Below are 1,205 nucleotides of genomic sequence, written 5' to 3' on the forward strand. Positions count from 1 at the left end.
TAGGTCATTTGGTGAGGATCAAAAGAGAATACGGAAGGAAAACGCTCGCCACGGTAGGCAATAAGCAGGCATATAGCTCTGAACAAGCTCAGATGCCAAGACAATCAATCAAGCGGTTCAGAAAAATGGGGGGGGCTAGAGTGACGACATACTTTTCTGTATTTTGCAACAAAATTTTTTTATGAGGTGGCCCTGAGGACTATCTCATTTAGAAATCTTTATTTTGAATTATAGAGCTGAAAAATATAAGAACCTGTCTTCACACGTAAGGAACTCTTTGCTTCAGGATCATAAAGTGATCAATCATCACATTATTTTTTTCGGAACAAAGCGCTATTTCACAATTTTTAGCCAATGGTCTGAAGTGATTCCCAAACACAAGCTCTTTCAAAACCCTATCTCATTTCTAAGATTTCCCACCCTGGAGTGCTAGAAATTGAAAGCTCTAGCATCTTTTTTAGAATTTTTTTCACAAATTCTTCAAATTTTACCTAACCAGCCTCAGAACAGACCCCGTGTAATGTTGGATATATCTTAATAGCCTCCGTAAATACTTTGTATCCTAAAACAGTATCGTGGGTATTTTTCCCATGGAATTTCATATGCAAACGATGTCCTTGCCTATTTGTTGGAAACTTCCCTTTTCACCCCCATTTCTATGTTTTTGGGCTTTGAGAATCAAATCCCAGACTTTTTTTGCACCTATATAGTAATTTATGCCATTTGAAAGAATTGAAGTAAGATCCTACATTGAATATCGTTTTGTAGTAGCCCAGAATTGCTCAATGGGGTTCGAGTAAGGGGAATATGGCAGTAAGAAACCTAGCCCGCAGCCAACCATTTGATTGTTTCTTCGTTATTTGTTTGGTTTTCTTCACAAGCCTTCTCAGAGTGAAAGATTTTTTATTACTAAAGCCTAACTTTTTAAGCTTTTTATAGACAAAAGCAATGCTTGTGTTAAAGCGCTCTGCTCATGGGTTATCTTCATTATTTTCCACATAAATTTTCAGCGGATTTGGATCTATGGTTTTTTTGCTGCTTCATTGTGCTTTAGGCTTAATAACGCCTTCTTTTTCCTAGCGTATCCACCCTATAGTTACGCTACTCTTACTCACCATAACTATTGTTGCGCTGGTCTTTTGATGATTCCCTAATTTTATGTATTCTATTATGCTTTTTTTAAGTCTGTTCTATATTTTATTCTT

General features: G+C 36.6%; 1 protein-coding gene. It reads left to right on the forward strand.

All coding sequences use genetic code 11. From position 1 onward, the window contains the following. Positions 1-185 (forward strand): hypothetical protein (locus tag HCUR_RS08960; protein ID WP_207760837.1); only part of this gene is annotated, 185 nt, incomplete at its 5' end. Positions 186-1,205: the final 1,020 nt, after the last annotated feature.

Origin of the sequence: Holospora curviuscula (assembly GCF_002930195.1) — a bacterium.
Lineage (GTDB): Bacteria > Pseudomonadota > Alphaproteobacteria > Holosporales > Holosporaceae > Holospora > Holospora curviuscula.